Origin of the sequence: Streptomyces sp. NPDC001787 (genome assembly GCF_040297465.1) — a bacterium.
In the GTDB taxonomy this organism is placed as follows: domain Bacteria; phylum Actinomycetota; class Actinomycetes; order Streptomycetales; family Streptomycetaceae; genus Streptomyces.
This window is the reverse complement of the sequence record NZ_JBEOZE010000017.1, coordinates 38,263-65,027: the sequence shown is the minus strand read 5'-3', so window position 1 is coordinate 65,027 and position 26,765 is coordinate 38,263. Positions and strand designations below refer to the sequence as shown.

The window sequence follows — 26,765 nt, the reverse complement described above, 5'->3', positions numbered from 1 at the left end:
CCGGGCGGGAGCGGCCGGGCCGCCGGCCCGGCCGCTCCCCTGCGGAGATCTGCGGGCTACTCGTGGACGGGGCCGTACCAGATGGTGGTGGCGTTGCAGAACTCGCGGATCCCGTGCCCGGCGAGCTCCCGCCCGTAGCCGGAGCGCTTCACCCCGCCGAAGGGCAGCGCGGGGTGCGAGGCCGTCATCCCGTTGAAGAAGACGCCGCCCGCCTCCAGGTCGCGTACACAGCGGTCCATCTCAGCCGGGTCCCGCGTCCATACGTTGGAGCTGAGCCCGAAGGGGGTGTCGTTGGCCAGGTGCACCGCTTCGTCCAGGTCGGCGACGCGGTGGAGCGTGGCGACCGGGCCGAAGGCCTCCTCGTGGTGGATGCGCATCGACGCGGTGATCCCGGCGAGCACCGTGGGGAGGTAGAAGAAGCCCCGGTCCAGGCCGGCGCCCAGGTTCCCGGGCCTGCTCCCGCCGCACAGCACGCTCGCGCCCCGGTCGACGGCGTCGTCGACGAGTGCCTCCAGATCGGTGCGGCCCTGCTCGCTGGCGAGCGGGCCGACGTCGGTGGACTCCTCCAGGGGGTCCCCGACGGTCAGTGCGCTCATGCCCGCGGTGAAGCGCTCGGCGAACGCGTCGTACACGTCCGTGTGCACGATGAATCGCTTGGCGGCGATGCACGACTGGCCGTTGTTCTGCACCCGCGCCGTGACCGCCGTCGCGGCCGCCCGCTCGATGTCCGCCGACGGCATGACCAGATAGGGGTCGCTGCCGCCCAGTTCCAGGACGGTCTTCTTCACCTCGTCGCCCGCGACCGCCGCGACCGCGCGTCCGGCCGGTTCGCTGCCGGTGAGGGTGGCGGCGGCGACGCGGCTGTCACGCAGGATCGCCTCGACGGCTCCGGAGCCGATGAGCAGCGTACGGAAGCAGCCGGCGGGGAAGCCCGCGCGGCGGAACAGGTCCTCCAGGTACAGGGCGGTCCGCGGGACGTTCGAGGCGTGCTTCAGCAGTCCGACGTTGCCCGCCATCAGTGCGGGCGCGGCGAAGCGCACCACCTGCCACAGCGGGAAGTTCCACGGCATCACGGCGAGGACGACGCCCAGCGGACGGTAGCGGACGAGGGCCCGGGAGGCGCCGGCGTCGTGCGCGTCGGCGTCCGTGGGGTGTTCGTCGGCCAGCAGCCGTTCGGCGTTGGCGGCGTACCAGCGCATCGCCTTGACGCATTTGGCGGCCTCCGCGCGGGCCGCCCCGATGGGCTTGCCCATCTCGGTGGTCATGGTGCGGGCGATCTCGTCACGGTCCCCGTCCAGCAGGTCGGCGGCCCGGTTCAGCCAGCCCGCCCGCTCGGCGAAGGTGGTGGCGCGGTACTGGCCGAAGGTGGTCCGGGCGGCGACGAGCCTGCGCTCGATCTCCTCCCCGCCCAGCGCGTCGTAGGTCTTGAGCAGTTCGCCGTTCGCGGGGTTGACCGTCGCGATGGGCATGGCAGTGGCCTCCTTGCCTCGGTACTCCGACCGTGCCGCGCCACGCCGGACGGCGCAACGCGGCCTCTCGCCCCGCGCGGCCGGCCGACGCGGATCACACATGCCCCGGGCACCGGGTCCGCGTCCGCCGGAGAGCCGCGCGCGGCTCCTCACACCAGCGCGGCGAGGGGCTGGAGCCGGGACTCGCCCGTTGCGGGCAGGGGCGTGTGCGGGAGCAGTCCCGCGGTGCGCGGCGCCTCGGCGTAGCGCGTGAACCAGACCACTTTGCCCTCGGCGGTCCGGCAGGTGCCCCAGCTGTCGCTCAGGGCCATCACCCGGCTCAGTCCTCCACCGGCGCCGAGCAGCCGGGGCATCTCGCGGCCGTTGTCCGCGACGGACACCGTGAGGTGCCGCCCCGTCCAGCGGAGCTCGATGACGCACTCGTTGTCCGCACCGACATGCCGGTGGACATTGGTCAGGAGCTCGTCCAGCGCCCGGCACACCGGCCGGACCTGCAGATCGAGGCTCCAGTGGCGCAGGTGCGCGGCGACGATCCGCCGCAGCCGGGCAACACGCTCGGCCGATACCTGCAGTTCGACCAGGTAGTGCCGGTCGAGTGAAACGGTCATCGTCGAGGCTCCTCACCGCGAGGCCCACGTGCTTCACCCCGGTGAACCACCGACCCCCGAATACGAAGCGTGAGCACCTATCACTTCTGGGTCACTCATTAGAGTGACCCGGGGGTGTCGAATGCGCAACAGATGAGCCATATGCCCCGATGAGTGGGTGCTGCGCGGACGTCAGAGCAGATAGGGCAGCAGCCTGTCCGGCGTGAGCGGGAGTTCGCGCAGCCGCGCCCCGGTGGCGTGGCGCACGGCGTTCCCGATGGCGGCGGCGGTGCCGACGATGCCGATCTCGCCGATGCCCTTGCTGCCCATGGGGTTGAGGTGCGGGTCGTCCTCGTCGATCCAGTGCGCCTGGATGTCGGGCACGTCCGCGCTGACCGGCACGTGGTACGAGGCGAGGTCGCTCTGGGTGAAGTCGCCGAAGGCGGGGTCCACGGTGCTCCCCTCGGTCAGCGCCATACCGAGACCCATGACCATGCCGCCGATGAACTGGGACCGTGCGGTGAGGGAGTTGAGGATGCGCCCGGCCGCGTACACACCGAGCAGCCGCCGCACGTGGACCTCTCCCGTGACGGCGTCGACGGCCACCTCGGCGAAGTGGGCGCCGAAGGCGTGCCGTGCGTAGGGGGATTCCCCGGAGGTCTCCCGCTCGGTGTCGGCGGTGACGGTGAGGCCCTCGGCGGGGAGCGGTCCCGTGTGCGTCTCCAGCCGTGCGGCCAGGGCGGTGGCCGCCTTGTGCACCGCCCAGCCCCAGGAGGCCGTGCCCGAGGAGCCGCCGGCCAGGGGGGCGGTGGGCAGGCCGCTGTCGCCGATGGCGATACGGACGCTCTCCACCGGTGCGCCGAGGGCGGACGCCGCGATCTGCGCGAGGACCGTGCGCGCGCCGGTGCCGATGTCGGTGGCGTTGACCGCGACGAGGTAGCCGCCGTCGGGTGCCGCGTGCGCCGACGCGGTGGAGGGGGCGACGTATACGGGGTACGTCGCCGAGGCCACCCCGGTGCCCAGCAGCCACCGCCCCTCCTCCCGGACGGCGGGTGCGGGGTCCCGGTCGTACCAGGCGAAGCGTTCCGCGCCCTCGCGCAGACAGGCGGCCAGGCCCCGGCTGCTGAAGGGCCGGCCGCTGTCCGGTTCGCTCGCCGGTTCGTTGCGCAGCCGCAGTTCGACCGGGTCGACACCGAGCGCGCAGGCCAGTTCGTCCATCGCCGACTCCAGCGCGTACATCCCGGAGGCCTCCCCGGGTGCGCGCATCCACGACGGGCTGGGGACATCGAGCGCGGTCACCCGGTGGGTGGTGCGGCTGTGCGGCGAGATGTACATCGTGCGCGCGGGCACCGCCGCCTGCTCGACGAACTCGGTGACGGTGGAGGTGTGGGTGACCACCTCATGGGCGAGCGCGCCGATGATCCCGTCGAGGTCGGCGCCGAGCCTCACCCGCTGCACGGTGGGCGGGCGGTGCCCGACCACCGCCGCCAACTGCCTCCGGGGCAGTGCCAGTTTGACCGGTCTGCCGGTGTGCCGGGCGGCCATGACGGCGAGCACCACCTGCGGGCGCGGGGTGCCTTTGCAGCCGAAGCCGCCGCCGACGTGCTCGGAGACGACGGTGATGCGCGAGGGTTCGAGGCCGAAGGTCCGGGCGAGGCTGTCGCGCACCCGGGTCGAGCCCTGGCTGGAGTCGTGGACGGTCAGATGCCCGTCGGCCCACACCGCCGTGGAGGCGTGCGGCTCCATGGGGTGGTTGTGCAGGGCGCGGAGCCGGTACGTCGCGTCGATCTGTACGGGCGCCGCCGCGAAGACCGCGTCGAAGTCGCCGCGTTCCCGGACGGCCGGATAGCCGCCGTTGGCCTGCTCCGGGGTGTAGAGGCCCGGGTGGTCGTCCGTGAGCGTGACGTCGTACGCCGGGGCGCGCTCGTACTCGACCCGCAGGGCCTCGGCCCCCTCCCGGGCCGCCTCGGGGCTGTCCGCCACCACGAGGGCGATGTGCCAGCCGCGGTGCGGGACGCGGTCGTCCTGGAGCACGGCGAGGGTCGGATCGTCGGGGTCCTTGAGCCGCGGGGCGTTCTCGTGCGTGAGGACCGTGCGCACGCCCGGGAGGGCGAGGGCGTCGGCGGTGCGCACGGCGACGACGCGCCCGGCGGCGACGGTGGCGGGGACGGGGACGGCGTACAGGCAGCCGGGCGGGGTGTGCTCCGCCGCGTAGCGCGCGCTGCCGGTGACCTTGTCCAGTGCCTCGCGGCGGACGACGGGCGCGCCGGGCGGCTGGGGGGCGTGGCTCATGGCGGGAGTCCTTGATCCGGATGTGGGGGTGTCGGGGGGGGTAGGCGGGCTCAGTCGGAGGGGACGGGCTGCCCGGCCGGTCCGGCCGGCTCCACCCGTCCCGGCGGCCGGCTCAGTTCGCTCAGCACGTCGACCGCCATCCGGCGGGCGAGGTCCACCTTGAACGCGTTGTCGCGCAGCGGCCGGGCGGCGGCGAGCTCGGCGTCCGCGGCACGCGCGAAGGTGGCGCGCGTGGCGGGCGCGCCCTTGAGCACCCCTTCCGCCGTGCGGGCGCGCCACGGCCGGTGGGCGAGCCCGCCGAAGGCCAGGGCCGCGTGCGCGATGCGGCCGTCGCGTACCTGGAGGAGGGCGGCGACGGAGGCCAGGGCGAAGGCGTACGAGGCCCGGTCGCGCGCCTTGCGGTAGAGGGAGACGGCACCGTCGGGACGCGGCGGGAGCAGCACGTCGGTGATCAGTTCGCCGGGCCGGATCGTGGTGTCCTGATCCGGGTTCTCCCCCGGCAGCCGGTGGAACGAGGTGACGGGTACCGCGCGCTCGCCCTCGGGTCCGACGAGCACGACGGTGGCGTCGAGCGCGGCCAGGGCGACCGCCATGTCCGAGGGGTTCGTCGCGACGCACTCGGCGGAGTGCCCGAGGACCGCGAGGTCGCGGTGGGCGCCGTCGCGGGCGGGACAGCCGGAGCCGGGTGACCGCTTGTTGCAGGGTTTGGAGATGTCCTGGAAGTACGGGCAACGGGTGCGCTGGAGCAGATTCCCGCCGGTGGTCGCCGTGTTGCGGAGCTGTCCCGAGGCTCCGGCCAGCAGCGCCTGGGAGAGCGCGGGGTAGCGGGTGCGTACGTCCGGGTGTGCGGCGAGGTCGCTGTTGCGCACCGTCGCTCCGATGCGCAGGCCGCCCTCCGGGGTCCGGGTCACCCGGTCCAGCGGGAGCCCGCCGATGTCGATGAGCAGCTCCGGGGTCTCGACGCCGAGCTTCATCAGGTCGACGAGATTGGTTCCCCCGCCCAGGAACCGGGAGCCGGGCCGGGCCGCCCGGAGGCGCACGGCCTCGGCGGCGGACGCGGGGCGCAGATAGGCGAACGGCTTCACGGCGCCACGTCCTCGATCGCTTCGACGATCCGGGGGTAGGCGCCGCAGCGGCACAGATTGCCGCTCATGCGCTCGCGGATCTCGTCCGCGTCCAGAACGGCGGGCCCGCCGTGGGCGGCGCCCCGGGGCGTGGCGTGCGAGGGGAACCCGTCCGCGGCTTCGCCGAGCATGCCGACGGCGGAGCAGATCTGTCCCGGCGTGCAGTAGCCGCACTGGAGGGCGTCCCGCTCCACGAAGGCCTGCTGCACGGGGTGCGGCCGGTCGCCTCCGGCCAGCCCCTCGACGGTGGTGACCGCGGCGCCGTCGTGGGCGACGGCGAGCAGGAGACAGCTGTTGGCACGGCGTCCGTCGACGATCACGGTGCAGGCTCCGCACTGACCGTGGTCGCAGCCCTTCTTCGCACCCGTGAGTCCGAGGTGCTCGCGCAGCATGTCCAGGACGGTGGTGCGGTGGTCGAGGGTGAGGGTCGTCGCGGTGCCGTTGACGTACAGCGTGAGCGTCGAGGACGTACCGGCCTCCCGCCGCTGCCCGACGCCCCGGCTTCCGGCCTTGTAGGGGTCCACTAGTGACTCTCCAGGCGCAGACGGACTTCTTCCTCCTGGTCACCGGCCGCCGTCCCGACGACCCGCACGGCGAAGGCGCCCGTCAGCTGCTGACGCAGCCGTTCGACCGCCCAGTAGCCGCCCTGCGCGTCGACCATCACGGGGGCCGACAGCCGGGCCGGTTCGGCCGCGGCCCTGGCCTCGGACACGTCGACCGTGGCCATCCACACGGTCGGCCGCGGCCCTTCCGCCTGCCTGGGTGAATCGCTCTCCGGGCGGTCGGAATCGAAGGAGCGGCGCAGCACGTCGAACACGGTGCGTGCGTCCTGCGTGGAGCATCCGGTCAGCGCGACGACCACCTCGCGGCCCGCCGGGTGGTCGCGGCCCTGCTCTCGCGTGCTGTTCACCGTGGTTCCTTTCCCACTGGGAGCCGGAAATTCGGGGACCCCCTCCAGGCTCACCCCGCAGCCGGCCGGCGGCGACACGAGAGCGGCACTCGGCCGTCGGACACCGCGGTGAAACTCTTTCTCCCTGTACATCCCCATAAAACATGAATTTGTGTGAATAACTGACTGTCGGCCCTGGTCCGGGGTATGCGGCATGCATGGACGTAACGAACGGAGCCCAGGCTTCCCTCGCCACCACGCTCGCGGACGGAGCGGGCGCCCTCGGGGTTGTCCTGCCCATCGCCGGAGTCGCCGTGGTGGCCGTGCTGATCGGCGCCTTCTGGTGGGGCATGCGCAAACGGGACACGGAGCTGCCACCGCCGCGCCCCGACGAGCAGCCCCACGCACCCGACCACCGGACCCACATCGAGGAGCCCGACAAGCACGGATCGGACCGGTTCCCGGAGAACGGCAGCGGCCTGTCACCGTACGAGCTCGGTGATCACGGCAATGAGGTGATCCCACCCGACACGGATCCCCCGCAGAACCGATGAAGGCAGTGGGTTCATGACCTCAGGACAGTCGCGTACGGGACCGGGTGCGGCGCCGCTGACAGGAGCGGCGGCACCGTGCTGGGTCAACCTGATGACCAGCGACCAGGAGGCCGCGCAACGCTTCTACGGTGCCGTCCTGGGCTGGACGTTCCGCCCCGGAAGGCTCGGCCGGCAGTTCTCCGTCGCCCGCCGCGGTGGGGTGCCCGTCGCCGGGATCAGCGCCATGTCGTCCGTGTATCAGGTCGCCGTCGCCTGGATGCCCTACTTCGCCGTCGAGGACGCCGATGTCGCCGCCGCCCGGATCCGTGAGCGCAGCGGGACGGTGGCGGTCGGTCCGCTGACGCTCGGCAAGGGGCGCGGGATCCTGGCCGCCGACCGGGACGGGGCGGCGTTCGGCCTCTGGGAGCGGACCGAGCCCGCCACCTCACCGCCGGCCCCGGACGGCCATTCGCACGCCTGGCTGCGGCTGCGGACCCGCGACGCGTTCGACGCCGCGATCTTCTACGGCGAGGTGCTCGACTGGGCGAGCGGCCGTCCCGGCTGCTGCGACGTCGCGTACGAGGGGGACGAGGTCATCGTGCGGTGCGACGGGCGGCCACTGGCCCGGATCAGCTCCGGGGCGGTGGAGGCGGCCGTCGACCCCGTCGTGCGCCCGCACTGGCAGGTGCAGTTCCCCGTGACGGACCTGGCGGGAACCGTCGCGGCGGCACAGCGGCACGGCGGCACCCCGGTCGAGGAGCAGGCCGTGCTCCGCGGCCATGAGGCGACCCTGCGCGACCCGGACGGCGCGCTCTTCACCGTGACCGATGTACGCAGCCCGGCGCGGACGGACGACTGAGCCGTTCGGTCCCGCGGGCCGCTCAGGCCCGCGGGCCCGGGCGGCGCCGCCCCCGGCCCGGAGCGTCCGCGCGGGCGCGCTCCCACAGGGGGAACGCGAACCAGCAGACCAGGAACCACAGCGCCATGCCGCCCACCAGCCACAGGGCCGCACCGTTGTGCAGGGCCACGCGGAGGATCAGCAGCAGGGCCGAGCACATCGTGCAGAACAGCAGCACCAGACCGAGCACGGTCAGCCGCGAGGCCCAGACGACCGTCCGCGGCTTCACCCGGCGGCCGGTGAGCAGCCGGTGGTACGACACGGGCCCGATGAGCGTGGCCGCCGTCGCCGAGCCGAGCAGGACCGTCGCCACGTAGATGTTGCGGTCGGTCACCGACAGTTCGGTGAAACGGGGCTGGAAGACCACGGCGAGCAGAAAGCCGAAGAGGATCTGCACGCCGGTCTGGGCCACGCGCAGTTCCTGGAGCAGGTCGCTCCACCGCCGGTCCGCCCGCTCCTCCTCGGTCTCCCGGCGCCCGCTGTCCCGGACCCTCTCCGGGTCCGCTCCCCCGGCCGCCCCGGCGTCCGTTTCCCCGCCCCGGGCGCCGTCAGAACTCCGTACCACCGGATGCCTCCTCACTGCGCCTGTACGGATCTCTCCGCGAGGGTGGGCCCGAGGGTGCCGCGCGTTCCTCCCGGTGCCACGTGGTGAACCCTCTCCCTCCATGGTGGGCGCATCACGGGCGGCTCCGCCCGCCGGAGACGGCCGCACGGCGGGAGGCCGACGGTGGGGGGAGGCCGGTGGCCGGTGGGGGCCGAAGGCGGGAGCGGGGGCCGGTGGGGGCGGTGGGCGGAATTGAGCCATCGCGCCGGGGACCCTCGACGTCCCTCCGTCCGCCTGCCTAAGATCCCCGCACGGCATCGCGCGTCGGTCACCGGCCGGGTGAGGCGTGGAGGTAGCCCGTGAGATGCCCGCTGGAGGCATTCCACAGTGTCAGTAGAGTTGAATCACACCATCGTTCATTGCCGGAACAACCGGGAATCCGCCGAGTTCCTGGCGCACCTTCTGGACCTGGAGACCGGGCCGGAATGGGGCCCTTTCATTCCGGTCGACCTCGCGAACGGCGTCACACTCGATTTCGCGACGATTCCCGAGGAATCGATCACGACGCAGCACTACGCCTTCCTCATCTCGGAGGCGGAGTTCGACACCGCGTTCGCCCGGATCAAGGAGCAGGGGCTCACCTACTACGGCGATCCCCATCAGAAACTCCTCGGCGAGATCAACCACAACGACGGCGGCCGGGGCGTGTACTTCTTCGATCCGAGCGGTCATGCCCTGGAGCTCATCACCCGTCCGTACGGCGGCATTTCATAACCGTACGGTTCCTGTGAGCACGCCCTGACATGACAGCCACCCGGTCCGCCGAACGGCCGGGTGGCTGCCGTGGGCCGGCTCCGGGCGGTCGGCCCCACGCCCGTACCCACCGTTTCCAGCGTTTCCACCGGCCCGTCACGAGCCATTCCCGTCACGAGCCGTTCCCGTCAGGGTGCCCGCGCTGTCCGGGGGCGTGCTCCCCGCGCGCCGCGAGGTGTTCCTCCGCCCTCGACGCGAGCACATGGACCGCGACCGTGCCGCAGGTCAGGCCCGCCAGGATTCCCGCTCGCCGGTGCGAACCGTCCGGGTCTTCCGGGCCGTCCGGGCCTTCCGGGCCGGTTCCGCCCCCGTCACCCGAGAGCAGCTTCCGCCAGGCCGACAGCAGGCGCACCGGGGTCACCTCCCAGCCGCCGTGCCGCGTCCACGTGGTCCCGGTCGCCGAGGAGCTCCCACCGCTGCAGGGCGAGGGGGACGTTGCCCTCGCGCCACAGGCGGCCCATGAAGGAAGCGAGCCCGAAGGTGTCGCCCCCGCGCTGGGCGGCGTCGGCGAGGAGGTCGTGGATCTGGGTCTTGCCCATGAGGTAGCTCAGCCCCTGGCCCGGGTGCCCGGCGAAGAAGGCCGCCTCCTCCCAGGCCGTGCCGGAGTCCATGGGGACGTACTCCGCGAGCCGGGTGGCGGCCTGACCGAGGGTCAGTTCGCCGAGGGCGAGGCCGATGTCCACCTCCACCCGAAGGGCCCGCAGGCGCATCGCGTTCACCACGAACAGCGCGCTGGCCGGGTCGTCGTCGAACAACCCGGCGTGCAGGGTGAGTTCCTCGGCGTGGAAGGCGATGCCCTCGTTGGCCGCGGAGTCGTAGTAGTGACGTCGCACCGGGTTGGGATGACGCCATGAGAGTGCCGACTGCCAGGCGTGAACGCCCTCGTGGATGACGCCGACACGGGGGTCGTGGGCCTCCGCGCGCTGGAAGTAGGGCAGGTCCGCGCGGGGGGCGCGGATGTAGCGCAGGGCGTCGTCGCCGGGTCGACGGGGTGAGGCCATGTAGTGCGGGACGCCGAGCCAGGTCAGGGGTTCCAAGTGGGGCGGCATGGGGGCGTTGCGGTAGTGGCGCAGGTCATGAGGGAGATCGATGAGGCCTTCGTCGCGCAGGAACATCCGGATGCTCTGTTCGTCCGTGCGCTGTCGCTCGATCTGGCGCGTGGTGTCGGCGAGAAGCGGTGGCTCGGGAAGGTCCCGGTGGCGTCGGCGCAGCACCAGCTCGGCCGCGGCGGCGCGGGCGTACTCCTGCCGGCCCATGTCCCGCAGCCGCTGGACCGGGTACGGCAGCAGGGCCACCCGGTGCAGGAAGTAGCGGAAGGCCTCGGGCCCCGGGCTGATCGCGCCGGTGAAGGCCGGCAGGTGCTCTTGGAGCCACTCCCGGTAGTCCACGAGCGCGCGCCGCGCGGCGGCGGTGACGGCGGCGAGCGCCGCCGCCCGTGCCGCGCTCAGGAACGGGGCCAGCGCCGCCATGGCCGCCCCCAGTGCCTCGTCGGCGGTGTCGAGCAGCCGCAGCGCGTACTGGGCGAAGGGACCTGCCGCATGACCGGCGAGGTGGTGTTTCGCCTGCTCCAGGAGTTCCGGTACGCGGCCGAGCCGGGCCACGATGTCCTGGGCGCGTGTGCCGTGGAAGGGCGGCGGCTCCAGCAGCAGGTTGTAGACGGGCACCAGGGCCTGGTCGATGAAGAAGCAGGGATTGCGGCGCCAGTCGCACAGCTGGTCCAGCTCCCAGTGCACGCGGGCCAGCGCGGAACCCAGCAGGGCCGCGTCGACCCGGTCGGCGACGGACGCCGCCGACATGTCGAGGTCACCGTGGCGGCGCGTGAACTCCGTCAGGACACGCCGCCGTTCGGCCATCGCGTCCGGCGACCAGTCGGGCAGCCAGCCGCCGGGGCGCTCGACCCGGGTGATGTCGTCGTAGGAGTCGGGCTGTGCCGCCGCGCGCCATGTCCAGAACTCCTCTGCCAGTCCGGCGAGTCGGCTCCTGCCGCTGTCCATCGGTCTCTCCTCGCTCCCGGTGGGGCACCCGGGCTGCCGGGCGCTCAGGCTGTCAGCGACACGTTGTAGGTCCGCATCCAGCGGTCGACCTCGATCAACGGCAGCAGCAGATGCAGATTGTCGGCCATGGTCATCATGCGGGTCCGGCCCGCGGCCAGTTCTCGTACCCTGGGTACGTCGAGCAGTCCGGCCAGCGGGGAGTCCCCGTCGTCCAGTACGGCGTCCAGAGCGGCGCGTACGGCGTCGGCGTGCGCCGGCGAGAAGGTGGCGGGGTAGGCGCTCTTGCGGCGCTGAAGCACCTCGCGCGGCAGCAGGTCGGCGGCGGCGGCGCGCAGCAGGCTCTTCTCGCGGCCGTCGGCGACCTTCATCTTCCACGGCACGTTCCACACGTACTCCAGGAGCGTGTGGTCGCAGAACGGCACCCGCACCTCCAGAGCGACGGCCATGCTCATCCGGTCCTTGCGGTCCAGGAGGTAGAGGAGCGGTCCCTGCAGGCTCAGGTGGAGGACCTCGCGCATCCGGGCCTGCAGTCCGGACTCGCCCGGCAGGCGCGGAACGCGCGCGCGGAGCGTGGCGTAGCGGTCGCGTTCGTCGTCGTCGGGACGGATCCGGGCCCGGACGTCGGGCGCCAGGCAGTCCGTGAGCCGGGGGCTGTTGCCGAGCCAGGGGAAGGTGTCGCCCCAGACGGTGCCGCTGTCGAAGAACCAGGGGTAGCCGCCGAACACCTCGTCGGCCGCCTCGCCCGAGAGGGCGACGGTGGACCGCTCCCGGATCGCCTGGAAGAGCAGGTACATGGAGGAGTCGAACTGGCCGAGACTGGGCTGGTCGCGGGCGAGCAGCGTCTCCGGCACGACCCCGGGCAGCGCCGCCGGGTCGAGTGTGATCGAGGTGTGGTCGACGCCCAGGTGCGCCGCCGCGGCCAGGGCGAAGGGGGTGTCGCGTTCGGGGCGCAGGGCGGTGGCGCGGAAGTCGTCGTCGGCGCCCTCGAAGTCGACGGAGAAGGAGCGCAGCCCCCGGGGGTGGTGGGTGGCGGCCAGGGCGGTGATCGTCGACGAGTCCAGGCCCCCGGACAGCAGGGTGCACAGCGGCACGTCCGCCACCATCTGGTGCAGGACGACGTCCTCCAGGATCTCCCGGACCCGGGCCACGGTGGCGGGCCCGTCCTCGTGATGCTCCCGGCTCACCAGCCGCCAGTAGGGCGTCTCGTGGGCACCGGACCGGTCGACCCGCACGATATGGCCGGGCTGCACCTGGCGCAGATCGGTGTAGGGCGTCTCCCACGGCATGGCGAGGCGGGGGTTGAACAGAATGGGGAGCTTGTCCTCGCTGGTCCTCGCGGTGAACAGCGGGTTGGCCAGGATCGCCTTGGGCTCGGAGCCGAACAGCAGGCCGCCGTCGTAGGCGTGGTAGTACAGGGGTTTGACGCCGAGCCGGTCGCGTACGAGGAGCAGCTCCTCACGGCCGGCGTCCCAGATCGCGAAGGCGAACATCCCGGTCAGGTGGTCGACGAAGGCGACGCCCCACTCCAGGTAGGCGTGCAGCACGACCTCGGTGTCGGACACCGTCTCGAAGCGGTGGCCGCGTGCGGACAACTGGGCACGCAGTTCACGGAAGTTGTAGACCTCACCGCTGTACGTCAGCACCACCGGGGCCATGGGCGCGCCCCGGTACGCCATCATGGGTTGTCTGCCGCCCTCCAGGTCGACGACGGCCAGGCGCTGGTGGCCCAGCGCGACGTGCGGAGCGAGCCAGACCCCGTTGGCGTCCGGCCCCCGGCGGTACAGGGAACCGGTCATGGCCTCCACGGTCTGCCGCTCCAGGGTGAGGTCACGGGAGAAGTCGATCCAGCCGGCGATGCCACACATCACGCGCTCCTTGTGCAGACGTCAGGGAAGAGTGGGTCGGGCGGCGGGCGTCCGCCGTGAGGGGCCCGGAAGGCCGGCGAGGAAGTCGTCGAAGTGGACGAGCCGGTGCCCCAGCACGCCGGGGCACTGCCAGCGCAGGTCGAGACGGGGTGGCCGGTCCGCGTCGTGGAAGTAGACCGCTTCGAGTCCCTGGTTCCGGCCGAGACCGAGCACGGGGTTGGCGGTCAGGAAGTCGCGGACGGCCGGGCTGTCCCGGCGGACGCGCACCACGAGCCGTTTGTGGTGGAAGTGGTTGTCGGGCAGGGCGATCTCGGGATGCATCTTGCGTTTGAACTGGAGGATCCCCTTGCTCAGGAACGGCTCGCACCCGGACAGGTCCACGCGCGTCAGACCGTGCTCGGCCGCCCACTGAAGGATCAGCACGTACATCGCCATGTAGGTGCCGGAGCGGTACGCGTCGGCGCCGCCTCCGTCCACGCCGGCCAGACGCACGACCAGGGTCCGGCCTTCGAGCCGGCACAGCATCCCCGCGACCCTGCGGTCCCCCTCGCAGAGGAAGAACAGCACGCCGCGCCGGAAGAGGCACACCCGAGCGCTTTCCCGGTCCTCCGAGCGTGCGGAGTCGCCGTGCCTGTTCGTCATGGTCGGCCGGTGCATGCCGTCGTAGAAGTACGCGAAGTCCTCCTCGCCCGTGGCCACTTCCAGCCTTCGGCCGCGGGAACGGAGCTCACGGGTGTGCTGCTGCCGGGCCTTGCGGGAGAGCCTGCTCAGCACGTCCTGAGGGTCGGGCCCGACCGGTACCGACAGGGTGATCCTGAACGGCAGCAGCAGACTGTGCCGCGGCGGGCGGGCCGGGGCGCGCTCGCGCAGCACCCCGACCGCGAGGATGTCGGCGCCGGGAGCGGCGCGCCCGCCCGCGAGGTCGGCCCAGGTCGTGCCCCGCCGCGTGCGGTGCGACGCCGTTCCGCGCCGCTGCTCCAGGAAGGGCAGTACGTGTGTCAGGCCCTGGGGCAGCCCGCCGTACGCCAGGACCACTCCCCCGTCCCCCGGCCGGGACACGGTGACGTCGGGCCGGGCGGCAGCGGCGGCGTCGGCCAGGGTGTGGACCCGCACGATGCGCGGGTCGCCGCTGTTGTTCCAGATGTACCGCCAGTTCGGTGGGATCACCCGGCCTCCACCGTGTCCCCGGGGGTCAGTCCGTAGCCGGCGGGCACGGCGCTCAGGGCGGCGTCGCGGTGCACGATCCGGTTGCGGTCGTCGACGAAGACCACGCTGGGGTCGGTCTTGGCCGCGTCGGCGTCGGGGACCGTCGCGTAGGCGATGATGATGACGAGGTCGCCGTTCTGGACGAGGCGGGCCGCGGCGCCGTTGACGCCGATGACGCCGCTGCCCCGGGGCCCCTCGATCACATAGGTCTCGAGCCGGTTGCCGTTGTTGATGTCCACGAGATGGATCAGCTCGCCGGGAAGCAGATCGGCGGCGTCCATCAGATCGGCGTCGATGGTGAGGGAGCCGACGTAGTTCAGATCGCACTGGGTGACCGTGGCGCGGTGGATCTTGGACTTGAGCATCGTACGGAACATCGTTGTCGCCTCTCGGGCTCGTGTGCCTCGTGGACCGGCTCTACTCGTGGGCAGCGGCGAGGACGGCCTTGGCGAGGTCGTCCGCGGTGTCGGCGTGGGTGAGGTGCTCGTCCCGCAGCGGGGCGAGCAGCTCGTCGCTGTAGTAGCCGGACGCGTGCACCACCACGTCGGTCCCAGCGGCGATCAGACCTCGTTCGCGCGCCACGAGCACACCGGTGAGCGCCTTCACCAGGGACCACTCACGGATCCGCGCGGGGTCGTCGGCGATCGTGATCCCGGCCTCGGCGGCGAGCGGGCGCACCTGGTCGAACCGGTCGAGGCACTCCCGGCGGGAGACCACGACACCGCCGCCGCCGTGGCGTGCGACGATCTCGTTGACCTGGGGTCGTGTCGGCGGCTCCTTGGTGTAGAAGGTGGCGTCGATGACCTCCTGCGGATGGTCCGTGACCGCGGGGAACGCGGCCGCCGCGGACTGCCGCCACAGACCGGATTCCTGGTCGTGGGTGTACTCGGGCACCTCGGTACCGAGCAGGCTGGTCACCATGTCGGCGGTGGCGAGCTGCTGGATCAGGAAGAAACCGGGGTGCCGGGCGGGTGCCGTGAAGCCGGTCAGGCCCTCGCTGAGCAGCTGGTGCCCGAGGTGGTAGCCGAGCAGACCGAAGGCGCTGGAGACGGCGTGGGCGTGCACACGGGGCGCGGACCGCTCGGTGAGGGGCAGCAGTTCGGCCTCGACGAAGGCGCGTGCCGCGTCCGCGATGCGGTAGTTGTCGAGGTCGAGCGTGTACCAGAGGCGGAAGCCGGTGGTCTCGAAGATCTCCGCGGCGTACCGTTCGACGACCTCACCGCTGAGCAGCTTCACGTCGGCCGGCTGCTCGACATCGGCGATGACCACCGGATTGGCGGTGCGCAGCGGCTGCTCGGCGGTCAGTGCGCAGTCGCGCAGCTTGGTCCGCGACGCCTTGGGGGCGAGCATGACGATGCGCAGCTCGTCGGGTGTCGCCAGTCCGGTCTCGTAGGCGCGGGCCACGGCGTCACGCAGGGCCGTCCCCTTGTTGCCGGAGGTCGGCGTGAGCAGCAGCACCCGCTCGCCGGTGCGGCGGATGTGAGCGGCGGCGCGGGCGATCATCAGCAGTGACGCGACGGTCTTCGTCGTGCGCGCGCCGGGGTTGCGCATCAGGTCGAGAATGTACGTACGCTCCCGCACCTGGGTCAGGCCGACATCGGTGACCTCGGTGAACTTCGTGAACTCGGCGGGTTTGACGTCGAGTTCCAGTGGTATTTCCGGCGGCTGGGTGCGCGCGGCACCGGCCTTGCGCGCCGCCGCCCGGATCTCCTGGAAGTACCGGTCGAGTACGTTGCGCACGACGCCGCCGGTACCGGCTGCCTGGCCCGCAGCAGACATGGGTGAACCACTCCTTCTGGAATCTGTTCGTACGTGGGTCGTCAGGGACGGGAGACGTGGTGTCGGGAGGTCGGGGTCAGGAGTCGGCGGCCGGTGCGGTGGAGAGGTCCGCGATGATGGCCTCCTCCACGGCCTGGGCCAGTCGCCTGACCGTGGGGGAGTCGAAGAGGACACGGACCGAGAGGTCCACGTCGAAGACCTGCCGGACGCGAGCGAGTACCTGCATGGCGCGCAGGGAGTTGCCGCCGAGGTCGAGGAAGGCGTCGTCGATGCCGATGTGTCCGGGATCCCGCTCCAACGCCTGGGCCCAGATGTCCCGGATGAGGACCTGCTGCGGGTTGCGCGCCGGGACGTACTCGGTGGAGCCGTCACGCCACGCCGCGTCGGGCCGGGGCAGTGCGGCGCGGTCGACCTTGCCGTTCCTGTTGAGCGGCAGCTCCTCCAGGGACATCAGCGCGCCGGGCACCATGTAGCCGGGCAGCCGCCGCCCGGCGAAGGAGCGCAGCTCCGCCGCGGCCGGCAGCACGGCGCCCGGCCGCGGCACCAGGTACGAGGTCAGCACCCAGGTGCCGTCGCCCGCCTGGTGGGCGACGGTCGCGGCCTCCCGCACCTGCGGGTGGGCGGTGAACACCGCGTCCACCTCGGCCGGTTCGACGCGGTGGCCGCGGACCTTGACCTGGCCGTCGGACCGGCCGACGAACTCCAGCTCACCGGTGCTCCTGCGGCGTACGAGGTCGCCGGTGCGGTACATCCGGCCGCCCGGGGCGCCGTGGGGATCGGGCAGGAAGCGCGCGGCGGTCAGCTCGGGCCGCCCGAGGTAGCCCCGGCTGACGCCGACGCCGGTGAGGTACAGCTCGCCGGGCCGTCCGTCCGCGACGGGGGCGAGACGCTCGTCCAGGACGTGGCCGCGCACGCCGGGCAGCGGACGGCCCAGCGGCGGGGCGTCCGGCCAGCTCGCCAGGCCGCCGTCCAGGGTGCAGGCGGTGGCCTGGTGCGTCTCCGAAGGGCCGTACTGGTTCTCCAGGACGGTGCCGGGCAACGCCCCCATGAATTCCCGGACTTCGGGCGTCAGACGCAGCGGTTCCCCCGCCGAGACGATCTCCGTCAGGACGAGCGCGCGCATCCGGTCCCTGTCCTGGAGCGCGGCGCGCGCGAACTGGCGCAGGAAGGCCGGGGACAGATAGATCCGCTCCACGCGCTCGCGCACCATGAGGTCGAGCAGGGCCGCCGGGTCCTGCCGGTGCTCCTCGCGCACCAGGACCAGGGAGCCGCCGCTGAGCAGGGCGCCGAAGATCTCCTGCAGGGAGACGTCGAAGCCGAGCGAGGTGAACTGCAGGAAGACCTGCGGCCCGTCGAGGCGGTGCACCGCCCACTCGGCGACCTTACGGATACTGGCCGAGGGCAGGCCGATGCCCTTGGGGCGCCCGGTGGATCCGGAGGTGAACAGGACACAGCGCAGTGCCGCCTCGTGCAGGAACCTGTCGGGGCGGGTCGCGGGGTACTCGGCCGCGGCGTCCGCGAACTCCTCGCACGGCAGCACCGGGATGTCCAGGCCCTGGAACGCTTCGGTGTGGGCGCGTTCGGTGAGCAGGAGCAGCGCCCCGCACGCGGCCAGGTTGTCCCGCAGCCGCCGCGCGGGGTGGCCGGGGTCCATCGGCAGGACGGCGCCGCCGGTCTTGAGCACGGCGAGCATCGCCACGAACGCCTCGGGCCTCCGGTCCATGCACAGGCCGACGACGGTCTCGGGTCCGGCGCCGCGCCGCTGGAGCAGATGTGCCAACCGGTCGGCACGGGAGTCGAGTTCGCGATAGGTCATCCGCTCCTGAGCGGCGACGAGCGCGGTGGCCTCAGGGTCGGTGCTCGCCCGTTCCTCGAAACGCTCGATGATGTCCAAGGCGGCTCCTTGTTACGGACTCGGCGATCGGGCTGCGCTGCGGGCACGGACAGGTTGATCGCCAACAGCATCTGCGACCCTCATCGGCGGGAACAACGCCGATTGAACGAAGTAGCGCGCGGTTCTTGCCACGAATATTTCGCTTCAAAGCGCCGCAGAACGTCGGCCTGGCATCGGATTGAACGTAGTACCTCAGGACTTTGCCGCGGGTGCTTGCTCCACGCCACGACGGCCGTCTATTGATGATCTTCCAGGGCCGGACACCCTCGGGCCGGGCGCCGCCCGCGCCGCTGCCTCTCGCCCCGAGGCCGCTGCCCGCTCCCCACCCCCTCGCAGAAGAGGACGCGCCATGTCGAACGGTGCCGACGCCGCGTACAAGGTCGTGGTCAACCATGAGGAGCAGTACTCGATCTGGCCGGCCGACCGTGCGACCCCGGCCGGCTGGAGCGAGGCAGGAGTCGAGGGCGGCAAGGCGGAGTGTCTCGACCACATCAACCGAGTCTGGACCGACATCACCCCGCTCAGCGTCCGCAGAGCCCTGGCCGAGCGGGACGCGAGCGGCCCCACGCCGTAGCCGCGGCAGCCCCGTACGCCGCAGCGACAGCTTCGTGCCCCGGTCATACGTTCGGAGGGTCCATGTCAGTCGAGCACTCTTCGCAGCTCTCCGCCGCCCAGGCCGAGCTGCTCGCCCGCCGTCTGCACGGCGCCGCTCCCGCACGCACGGACCGGTCGACGGCCCTCGTCCGGGGGCACGCCGGCGATCGCACCCCGCTGTCCTTCGCTCAGCAACGCCTGTGGTTCACCGAGCAGTTGCACCCCGGCTCGATCGCCTACATCACGGCGGACACCGTGTACCGCATCAGGGGCCCGCTCGACGTCCCCGCCCTGCACCGGGCGCTCCACCTGGTGGTCACACGTCACACCCCGCTGCGCTCACACTTCGCCGACGACCAGGGCGAGCCCCACGCGGTCGCCGGACCGGCCGAGCGCGTCACCCTTCCGGTGACCGACCTCAGCGCCCGCCACTCCCCCGAGGAAGCCGCCCACGACATCATCGCCGCGGAGGTGCGCACCCCCTTCGACCTGGGCACCGGGCCGCTCCTGCGCGCGCGCCTGCTGCGCCTCGGCGACGAGGACCATGTGCTCGTCGCGGTCATCCACCACATCGCCTTCGACGGCTGGTCCACCGCCGTCCTCGAGCGCGACCTGGACCTGGCCTACCGCGCCGCCCGCTCCGGCTCCGATCCGGACTGGCACGAACTGCCCGTCGAGTACGGCGATTACGCGGCCTGGCAGCAACGGCATCTGACGCCGGAGCACCTGGCACCGCACCTCGACCACTGGCGCACCGCCCTGCGGGGTGCCCCCACCACCTTGGAGCTGCCCACCGACCGGCCGCGCCCGGCGACCCCCGGATACCGGGGGGCCACGGTCGGCTTCACCGTCCCCGAGGACGCCGCGGAGCGGCTGCGTGTGCTGTCCCGCGCCCATGGTGCGACGCTGTTCATGACCACGCTGGCCGCGTACCAGGTCCTGCTCTCCCGCTACGCCCACAGCGCCGACTTCCTCGTCGGCTGTCCGTCGGCGGGCCGTACCCGGGCCGAACTGGAGGACATGGTCGGCTTCTTCGTCAACACGCTCCCCCTGCGGGCCGATCTCACCGACAACCCCACGTTCGCGCACCTCGTCGACCGGACCAGGGGCACGGTCCTCGACGCCTTCGCACACCAGGACGTGCCCTTCCAGCACCTCATCGAGGAGCTCGCGCCGCCCCGCGAAGCCAGCCACAACCCCGTCGTCCAGACCTGGTTCGACCTGTCGGACGCCCCCGCCGCGGCCACGCTCGCCGGCACCGTCGTCGAGCGTGTCCGGCCCCGGCACACCTCCACCAACTTCGACCTGGCGCTGCGTCTGACCGACCCGGGATCGGGGCCGATCCAGGGTGAACTCGTCTACGCCACCGACCTCTTCGACGAGTCCACGGTGCGCGGCTTCGCCCGCCACTACGCGCACCTGCTGGGCGAGGCCGCACTCGACCCGGACCGCCCCGTGGCGGACCTGCCGTTCGCCGACCCCGGAGAGCTCGGCGCGACCCTGGCCGCCTGGAACGACACCGGCCGTCCGGTGCCCGAAGGGACCGTGACCGACGCATTCGAACGGCAGGTCCGCCGCGCCCCCGACGCCGTGGCGCTGATCGACGGCGGCCAACCGCTCTCCTACCGCGAGTTGAACGCCCGCGCCAACCGGCTGGCCCACGAGCTGCGCGCCCGCGGAGTACGGACGGACGAACCGGTGGCGCTGCTGCTGCCGCGCGGCGCCGACTTCGTGACGGCGCTGCTCGGTGTGCTCAAGGCCGGTGCCGGATATCTTCCGCTCGACCCGGCGCAGCCCGCGGACCGCATCGCCCACCTGCTCGGCGACGCGCGGGCGCGCACCGCCGTCACCGACCGCACGCTCCGCTCGCTGCTGCCGCCCGCCGCGGTCGCCGTCGTGCTCGACCACGATGCCCTCACCGGCCGGCCGGACACCGACCCGGAGCCCGCGGCCGGCGCCGGCAACCTCTGCTACGTGATCTACACCTCCGGCTCCACCGGGCGGCCCAAGGGCGTCGCGATGTCCCACGCGCCGCTGGTCAACCTCATCCAGTGGCAGATCGACCGGACCACCGTCACCGGACATACGCTGCAGTTCTCCGCACTGCACTTCGACGCCTCGTTCCAGGAGCTGTTCACCACCCTGCTCACCGGCCGCGCCCTCGTGCTGATCAGCGAGGAGGAGCGCCGCGACCCGCGGCGGGTGCTCGCCGCCATCCGCGCGCACGACGTCCGGCGGCTGTTCTGCCCGCCGATGGTGCTGGAACAGCTCGCCGTCCAGGACGCCGCCGAGGCCGCGGCCCCCCTCCCCCTGCGGGAGATCGTCACGGCCGGCGAACGGCTCGTCCTCACCGCCGGGATCCGCGCCTTCCTGTCCCGGCTGCCGGACGTCGTACTGGAGAACCAGTGCGGCCCCACCGAGACCCACGCGGTGGTGGCCCACCTGATGACGGGCCCACCGGAGCACTGGCCGACGCACCCGCCCATCGGCACCCCCATCGCCAACACCCGTGTCCACGTCCTGGACGAACGGCTGCGGCCCGTCCCCGTCGGGGTGCCCGGCGAGCTCTACGTCACCAAGCCCTGGCCGGCGCGCGGCTACGTGGGCAGCCCCGGTCTCACCGCGCAGCGGTTCCTGCCCTCCCCGTTCGGCGACGCACCCGGGCAGCTGATGTATCGCACCGGCGACCTGGTGCGGCGGCGGCACGACGGCGCCGTGGAGTTCCTCGGCCGCGCCGACGACCAGGTCAAGATCCGTGGCTACCGGGTGGAGCCCGCCGAGGTCGAGGCGGGGCTGCGAGCGCTGCCGCACGTCAGGGAGGCCGCCGTGCTCCCGGTCGAGGTCGCACCCGGCGACCGCCGCCTCGTCGCCTATCTCACCACGGACGATCCGGTGCCCCCGGCCTCGGCCCGGCTCCGCGCCCGGCTGGCGGAGTCGCTGCCCGACTACCTCATCCCCGGCTACTTCGTCACCGTTCCCCGGCTGCCCCTCACCGCGACCGGGAAACTCGACCGCCGGGCGCTGCTGCGCATGGAACTGCCCGCGCCCGGCCAGCACACCGACACCGGTTCACGCCCGCCCCGCGGCCCCCAGGAAGAGATTCTCGCGGGCCTGTTCGCCGAGGTCCTCGCCCTGCCTCGGGTCGGCGCCGAGGACGGCTTCTTCGACCTCGGCGGGCACTCGCTGCTCGCCACCCGGCTGATCGCCAGGGCCCGCTCCGCTCTCGGCGTCGAACTCGGCATCCGCGACCTCTTCAAGAGCCCGACCGTCGCGGGCCTCGCGGCGCGCCTCGCCCCGGCCCCGGGCTCCCGTACGGCGCTCACGCCGGCGGAGCGCCCCGCCGTGCTGCCGCTGTCCGCGGCGCAGCGGCGGGTGTGGTTCCTCAGCCGGATCGGCCAGGGCCCCGACTACAACCTGCCCTTCGCCCTGCGTCTGCGCGGTCCGCTGGACACCGGTGCGCTGCGGGCGGCGCTCACCGACGTGGTGAACCGGCACGAGGCGCTGCGTACGGTCTTCCCCGAGCACGACGGCGAGCCCGGCCAGCACATCCTGCCGGCCGGGGCGGTACCGGTGACGGTGGAGCCCGTCGACTGCCCGCCGGCCGATCTCGCGCGCACACTCGCCGCCCTCGCGGCACGGGAGTTCGACCTGGAGACCCAGCCCCCGTTGCGCACCGCCCTGTACCGGACGGGCGCCGACGACCATGTCCTTTCCCTGGTGGCCCATCACATCGCCTCGGACGGCTGGTCGTTGGGCGTGCTCCTGCGCGACCTGACCGCCGCCTACACCGCGCGGTGCGAGGGACGGGGCCCCTCCCTCGCACCGCTGCCCGTCCAGTACGCGGACTACACCCTGTGGCAGCACACGGTGCTCGGCGACGAGGACGACCCGGACAGCCCGGCCGCCCGGCAACTGGCCTTCTGGCGGGAGAGCCTGGCCGGTGTACCGGCCGAGCTGGAACTGCCGTACGACCGGCCGAGGCCTCCGGAGGCGGACACCTCCGGTGCCACGGTCCCCGTCGAGTTCGACGCCGCGCTCCACGAGCGGCTCCTGCGCCGGGCCGGTGAGCACGGCTGCACCGTCTTCATGGTTCTGCAGGCCGCCCTCGCCACGCTGCTGTCCCGCCTCGGCGCGGGCACCGACATCCCGATCGGCGCACCGGTGGCCGGGCGCTCCGACGAGGCCCTGGAGGACCTGGTCGGGTTCTTCATCAACACACTGGTGCTGCGCACCGACGTGTCGGGGGACCCGACCTTCGCGCACCTCCTGGACCGGGTGAGGGAGTCGGATCTGTCCGCGTACGACCATGCGGAACTGCCTTTCGAGCGTGTGGTCGAGGCCGTCAACCCCGACCGGTCCCTGTCCCGCCATCCCCTGTTCCAGGTGGTCCTCCAACTGGACGGGAGCGTGGCCGACCATCTGGAGCTGCCCGGAATCGAGTGCGCCGAGGAGCCGGTGGGCTTCGACGTGTCCAAGTTCGACCTGCGGCTCGGCCTCGTGGACCACCGGGACGCCGACGGTGCTCCGGCCGGGATCGGCGGTGTCCTCGAATACGCCACGGCCCTCTTCGACCGCGGCACCGCCGAGACGCTCGCCGCCCGCCTGCACCGCATCCTGGAACAGGCCGTCGCCGACCCGGACCGCCGGATCGGCTCGCTAGACCTGCTCAGCCCCGACGAGCGCCGCGGCCTGGTCGTCGAGGGGAACGACACCGCGGCCGAGGTCCCGGAGAGCACCGTGCCGGAGCTCTTCGAGGAGCACGCGCGGCGGACCCCGTACGCGCCCGCCGTGCACGAGGGCGCCACCACGGTGACGTACGCGGAACTGAACGAGCGCGCCAACCGGTTGGCCCGGCATCTGGTGGACCTCGGGGCCGGGCCGGAGACGCTGGTCGCGGTGGCCCTGCCGCGGACACCCGAGCTCGTGGTCGCGCTGCTCGGCGTCCTCAAGGCCGGGGCCGGATATCTGCCCCTGGACCCGGACCAGCCCGCCGAGCGAATCGCCAAGGTCGTCGCGGGCGCGTCGCCCGTCCTGGCGGTGACCACCGAGGCACTGGCGCACCGGCTTCCCGGTCCGCCGCTCTGTGTGCTGGACGCCCCCCGGACCGCCGCGGCCGTCCGGCAGCGCGCCGCGCACGATCTGACGCCTGGCGAGCGCACCGCGCGGCCGACCTCGCGGACCGCCGCCTATGTGATCCACACCTCCGGTTCCACGGGCGAACCCAAGGGCGTGGTGATCGAGCACGGCTCCCTCAACCTGTACCTGGCCTGGGCCCGGCAGGCCTATCCGGCCATGGCGGGCCGGGCGCTGCTGCACTCGCCCGTGGCCTTCGACCTCACGGTCACCGGCCTGTGGGGCCCCCTGACCGCGGGCGGAGCCGTGGAGTTGGTGACCCTCGACGACGCCCGCCCGGACGACGTGGGGCAGCCGACCTTCGTCAAGGCCACCCCCTCGCACCTCGCGCTCTTCCAGATCCTGCCCGAGACGTACGCCCCGACCGGTGAGCTGGTCCTCGGCGGCGAACTCCTGCTCGGCGCCGCCCTCGACGAATGGCGGGCCCGGCACCCCGGCGTGACCGTGGTCAACGAGTACGGTCCGACGGAGACCACGGTGGGCTGCGCCGAGTTCCGTATCGCACCGGGCGATGCGGTGCCCACCGGCGGCGTCACCATCGGCCACCCGATCTGGAACACCCAGTGGTACATCCTCGACGCGGCGCTCTCCCCCGTACCGGTGGGCGTGGTCGGGGAACTCCACATCGGCGGCGGGCTCCTGGCGCGCGGCTATCTGAACCAGCCGGACGCGACGGCCGAGAAGTTCCTGCCCGATCCCTACGGCCCGCCCGGCACCCGCATGTACCGGACCGGCGACCTGGTGCGCCGGGACCGGAGGGGCCAGGTCGAGTTCGTCGGCCGGGTCGACGACCAGGTCAAGGTGCGCGGCTTCCGGGTCGAGCTCGGCGAGATCGAAGCGGTGCTCTCGGCACAGCCCGGCGTGGCCTCGGCCGCCGCCACCGTGATCGGCGGCAGCAGCCTGGCCGCGTACCTGGTGCCCGCCGCGGCGGAGCCGATCGACGTGGACGCCGTGCGGGCGGGAGCCGTCGGTCTGCTGCCCGCGTACATGCGGCCCTCGACGTACACCGTGATCGACCGGCTGCCGATGACCAGGAACGGCAAACTCGACCGTGCGGCACTGCCCGCACCGGACCTCGGGCCGGCACGGCCGGGCCGCGAGCCGTCGACGGCGCTGGAGAAGGCGCTGTGCACCCTGTTCGCCGAGGTGCTCGGCCTGGGACAGGTCGGCCTGGACGAGGGGTTCTTCGCCCTGGGCGGCCACTCGCTGCTCGCCGCGCGCCTGGTGTCACGGGCGCGGCCGGTGCTCGGCGTGCGCCTGACCATCCAGGATCTGTTCTCGGCGCCCACCGTGGCGGCGCTCGCGGCCCGGTTGGTGGACGGGGAGCGGCGGGAGGCGCCGGAGTGCCTGCTCGCGCTGCGCACGGGCGACGGGCCCGCGCCGCTGTTCTGCGTGCACCCCGGGGCCGGGATCGGCTCCGTCTACACGGCACTGCTCGGCGCACTCGACCCGGACCAGGCGGTGTACGCACTCCAGGCCCGCGCGCTGCACGACTCGGAGCCGGGCCCGGCGAGCGTCGGGGACATGGCCGCCGACTACGTCGCGCGGATCCGTGCCGTCCAGGCCACCGGCCCCTATCGCCTGCTGGGCTGGTCCTTCGGCGCGGTGGTGGCCCATGCCATGGCCACGCACCTTCAGGAGCAGGGCGAGGAGGTGGAGCTGCTCGCGATGCTCGACGGCTATCCGGCCGGACGGGGCGAGGAGGGCCCGCCGGCGCGCGACCCGCTCGCCGAACTCCTCGCCTCGCTGGGCGGGACAGCGCAGAGCACCCCCGGCAGGCCGCTGGAGGTCGCCGACCTGGTCCGGCTGACCGGGGCGGGCGACGGACCGCTGGCCGGCCTCGACGAGGAGACCGTGTCCGCCATGGGGCGGGCCTTCCTGCAACACGCGGCACTCGGACGCGGCCACACCCCGGCGGTGTTCCGCGGGGAGGCGCTGTTCTTCAGCGCGGCGGACGATCCCGGGTCCGGGGACTGGGGCGCCTGGCGGCCCTTCGTGTCGGAGGGCCTTGAGGTCCACCCCGTCGACTGTCTGCACGGCGACATGATGCACGGCCGGCCGGCGGGTCTGATCGGCGCGATCGTCGCGCGCAGGCTCCGCGCACAACGGACCTGACCCTCCGGCAATGGAGTTCACCAGTCCATCGAGGTCCCTTGGGGAGGAAACCATGCTGAACACCGCGCAGGCAGGTGCCGCGGATCCCGTCCATACGGTGGCCGCGCCGGATGCGGCGGCGATGAGCCGGGTCGCCCGGCAGCTGATGTCGGCGGCGGACAAGATCGACGACATCGACTGGGTGGCCGCGGCCCGCTCCGCCTGGGAGGACCTGCCGGCCGCCTACCGGCGCCGGATACGGGAATTCCGCCGCGACCCGGGACCGGGCGGCGCCCTGGTCGTACGTGGACTGCCCGTGGACGAGAGCACCGTGGGCGACACGCCGATGACCCCGGGCTCCGTCCAGCAGACGACGACGGAGGTGGCCGCGCTGCTGGTGATGACGGCGTGCGGCCTCGGCGACCCGGCCGCGTTCCTGGCGGAGAAGTCGGGCGCCCTGGTGCAGGACGTCGTGCCGGTGCCGGGGCAGGAGCGGTTCCAGGGCAACGCCGGTTCGGTGGACCTGATGATGCACAACGAGAACGCCTTCCACCCGCACCGGCCCGACTTCGTGATGCTCCTGTGCCTGCGCCCGGACCACGACCGGCGGGCCGGACTGTCGACGGCCTGCATCCGCGAGGCGCTCCCCGTACTGTCCGAGCGCGCGAGGCGACGCCTGGCACTGCCCGAGTTCACCACTCAGCCGCCTCCGTCGTTCGGCGGGGGCAGCGAGGCCGTGCCCCAGCACGCCGTGCTGACCGGCGACCCCGACGATCCCGATGTCCGGGTCGACTTCGCGGCCACCGTCGGCCTGACCGAACAGGCCCGTGCCGCACTCGGCGAGCTGTCCTCGGTGCTCGCGGGCGTCGCGCGTACGGTGCGCATGTTCTCCGGCGATCTCGCGATCGTCGACAACCGCCTCTGCCTGCACGGCCGCACCGCCTTCCAGCCGCGCTACGACGGCAGGGACCGCTGGGTCCAGCGCACCTTCGCCATGGCGGACCTGCGCCGCTCCCGCTCCTACCGGGCCGACGACGGCCACGTACTCGTCCGCTGA

20 protein-coding genes are annotated in these 26,765 nt (G+C 72.8%); 6 read left to right on the top strand and 14 right to left on the bottom strand.

Annotated elements, in window-relative coordinates; all coding sequences use genetic code 11:
- Nucleotides 1-56: 56 nt before the first annotated feature.
- The 6 genes from ABT170_RS23015 to ABT170_RS22990 form a co-directional block, all read right to left on the bottom strand.
- Entirely contained in the window at nucleotides 57-1,469 is a 1,413-nt protein-coding gene (locus tag ABT170_RS23015) for an NADP-dependent succinic semialdehyde dehydrogenase (protein ID WP_329945103.1), read from the bottom strand.
- A 149-nt stretch (nucleotides 1,470-1,618) separates the two neighbouring features.
- Nucleotides 1,619-2,077: an ATP-binding protein gene (locus ABT170_RS23010; RefSeq protein WP_329945104.1), complete on the bottom strand. Its 459-nt coding sequence runs from the start codon at nucleotides 2,075-2,077 to the stop codon at nucleotides 1,619-1,621.
- A gap of 171 nt (nucleotides 2,078-2,248) precedes the next feature.
- Complete coding sequence (locus ABT170_RS23005; RefSeq protein WP_329945105.1) at nucleotides 2,249-4,348, bottom strand: xanthine dehydrogenase family protein molybdopterin-binding subunit; 2,100 nt, start codon at nucleotides 4,346-4,348, stop codon at nucleotides 2,249-2,251.
- Between the two features lie 50 nt (nucleotides 4,349-4,398).
- Nucleotides 4,399-5,433, bottom strand: coding sequence for an FAD binding domain-containing protein (locus ABT170_RS23000; protein ID WP_329945106.1), 1,035 nt, complete (start codon nucleotides 5,431-5,433; stop codon nucleotides 4,399-4,401).
- A complete protein-coding gene (locus tag ABT170_RS22995; protein WP_329945107.1) occupies nucleotides 5,430-5,996 on the bottom strand; it encodes a 2Fe-2S iron-sulfur cluster-binding protein in 567 nt (188 codons plus the stop codon). The genes ABT170_RS23000 and ABT170_RS22995 overlap by 4 nt, the downstream gene beginning before the upstream one ends.
- Entirely contained in the window at nucleotides 5,996-6,382 is a 387-nt protein-coding gene (locus ABT170_RS22990) for a hypothetical protein (RefSeq protein WP_329945108.1), read from the bottom strand. Before ABT170_RS22990 ends, ABT170_RS22995 begins: the two co-directional genes overlap by 1 nt.
- 197 nt (nucleotides 6,383-6,579) lie before the next feature.
- Between ABT170_RS22990 and ABT170_RS22985 the strand changes: the two genes are divergently transcribed.
- Together ABT170_RS22985 and ABT170_RS22980 are read left to right on the top strand one after the other, a co-directional pair.
- Complete coding sequence (locus ABT170_RS22985; RefSeq protein ID WP_329945109.1) at nucleotides 6,580-6,915, top strand: DUF6479 family protein; 336 nt, start codon at nucleotides 6,580-6,582, stop codon at nucleotides 6,913-6,915.
- A 13-nt stretch (nucleotides 6,916-6,928) separates the two neighbouring features.
- Nucleotides 6,929-7,753, top strand: coding sequence for a VOC family protein (locus ABT170_RS22980; protein WP_329945110.1), 825 nt, complete (start codon nucleotides 6,929-6,931; stop codon nucleotides 7,751-7,753).
- A gap of 22 nt (nucleotides 7,754-7,775) precedes the next feature.
- Here the strand turns inward: ABT170_RS22980 and ABT170_RS22975 are convergent, their stop codons facing one another.
- Nucleotides 7,776-8,357, bottom strand: a complete 582-nt coding sequence (locus ABT170_RS22975; RefSeq protein WP_502970555.1) for a DUF6328 family protein — start codon at nucleotides 8,355-8,357, stop codon at nucleotides 7,776-7,778.
- Nucleotides 8,358-8,723: 366 nt separating this feature from the next.
- Here ABT170_RS22975 and ABT170_RS22970 point away from each other — a divergent pair, with 366 nt between their 5' ends.
- Nucleotides 8,724-9,110, top strand: coding sequence for a VOC family protein (locus tag ABT170_RS22970; RefSeq protein WP_329945111.1), 387 nt, complete (start codon nucleotides 8,724-8,726; stop codon nucleotides 9,108-9,110).
- A gap of 151 nt (nucleotides 9,111-9,261) precedes the next feature.
- On the opposite strand, the gene ABT170_RS22965 is transcribed toward ABT170_RS22970, so the two are convergent.
- The 7 genes from ABT170_RS22965 to ABT170_RS22935 form a co-directional block, all read right to left on the bottom strand.
- Entirely contained in the window at nucleotides 9,262-9,501 is a 240-nt protein-coding gene (locus tag ABT170_RS22965) for a hypothetical protein (RefSeq protein WP_329945112.1), read from the bottom strand.
- Nucleotides 9,461-11,143, bottom strand: coding sequence for a DUF885 family protein (locus ABT170_RS22960; RefSeq protein WP_351870267.1), 1,683 nt, complete (start codon nucleotides 11,141-11,143; stop codon nucleotides 9,461-9,463). The genes ABT170_RS22965 and ABT170_RS22960 overlap by 41 nt, the downstream gene beginning before the upstream one ends.
- Nucleotides 11,144-11,187: 44 nt before the next feature.
- Nucleotides 11,188-13,008: an asparagine synthase (glutamine-hydrolyzing) gene (asnB, locus tag ABT170_RS22955; protein WP_329945114.1), complete on the bottom strand. Its 1,821-nt coding sequence runs from the start codon at nucleotides 13,006-13,008 to the stop codon at nucleotides 11,188-11,190.
- Between the two features lie 21 nt (nucleotides 13,009-13,029).
- Nucleotides 13,030-14,175, bottom strand: a complete 1,146-nt coding sequence (locus ABT170_RS22950; RefSeq protein ID WP_351870262.1) for a GNAT family N-acetyltransferase — start codon at nucleotides 14,173-14,175, stop codon at nucleotides 13,030-13,032.
- Nucleotides 14,172-14,591, bottom strand: coding sequence for an aspartate 1-decarboxylase (gene panD / locus ABT170_RS22945; protein WP_329945116.1), 420 nt, complete (start codon nucleotides 14,589-14,591; stop codon nucleotides 14,172-14,174). The genes ABT170_RS22950 and panD overlap by 4 nt, the downstream gene beginning before the upstream one ends.
- 40 nt (nucleotides 14,592-14,631) lie before the next feature.
- Nucleotides 14,632-15,993 carry a DUF6002 family protein gene (locus tag ABT170_RS22940; protein ID WP_329945117.1) on the bottom strand — a complete coding sequence of 454 codons (1,362 nt, stop codon included), beginning with the start codon at nucleotides 15,991-15,993 and terminating at the stop codon, nucleotides 14,632-14,634.
- 76 nt (nucleotides 15,994-16,069) lie between these two features.
- Nucleotides 16,070-17,887 (bottom strand): non-ribosomal peptide synthetase, encoded by a 1,818-nt coding sequence (locus ABT170_RS22935; RefSeq protein WP_329945118.1) that lies wholly within the window; start codon nucleotides 17,885-17,887, stop codon nucleotides 16,070-16,072.
- Nucleotides 17,888-18,236: 349 nt separating this feature from the next.
- Here ABT170_RS22935 and ABT170_RS22930 point away from each other — a divergent pair, with 349 nt between their 5' ends.
- From ABT170_RS22930 to ABT170_RS22920, 3 genes are all read left to right on the top strand, one after another.
- A complete protein-coding gene (locus ABT170_RS22930) occupies nucleotides 18,237-18,461 on the top strand; it encodes an MbtH family protein (RefSeq protein WP_329945119.1) in 225 nt (74 codons plus the stop codon).
- Nucleotides 18,462-18,523: 62 nt separating this feature from the next.
- On the top strand, nucleotides 18,524-25,729 hold the full coding sequence (locus ABT170_RS22925) for a non-ribosomal peptide synthetase (protein WP_351870256.1): 7,206 nt from the start codon (nucleotides 18,524-18,526) through the stop codon (nucleotides 25,727-25,729).
- A gap of 52 nt (nucleotides 25,730-25,781) precedes the next feature.
- Nucleotides 25,782-26,765, top strand: a complete 984-nt coding sequence (locus tag ABT170_RS22920) for a TauD/TfdA family dioxygenase (protein WP_443034347.1) — start codon at nucleotides 25,782-25,784, stop codon at nucleotides 26,763-26,765.